This window comes from Neobacillus sp. MER 74 (genome assembly GCF_023714155.1).
Genome location: NZ_JAMAUV010000091.1, coordinates 1 through 324 on the forward strand (window position 1 = coordinate 1; position 324 = coordinate 324).

Consider the following 324-nt stretch of genomic DNA (forward strand, 5'->3'; position numbering starts at 1 on the left):
GCCCTTTCTAACTTAACCTAAAAGGTTTATAACTCTTACTTACATAAGAGAGAAAACTAAAATGGCGATTACTCGATGTTTACTTTGCTTCTTCATTACGATTATCTAGTTTTCAAAGAACGAATGGTTTGAGAGAATTGTACTCTCAAAACTAAACAAACAAAGATCGCGAACAAACTGTTTTGTCTGGCTCACAAGTCCAGCTTGTCTAGCTTCGGCTCCTAACTTCTCGGCCGTTTCGATCCGTCCCCGCAAATCCAAAAGCGGGATTTGCAGTGCCGGCTCTCCAACGTCTGTCGAAGTTGAACAGTCGCCTCCGCTTTT

The 324-nt window shown here is 42.3% G+C and carries 1 protein-coding gene; it reads right to left on the reverse strand.

The genetic code is table 11. The features are described 5' to 3' along the window. Nucleotides 1–105: 105 nt before the first annotated feature. Nucleotides 106–324, reverse strand: a 219-nt coding sequence (locus M3610_RS27635; RefSeq protein WP_251463654.1) for a hypothetical protein, incomplete at its 5' end; no start/stop codon positions are given.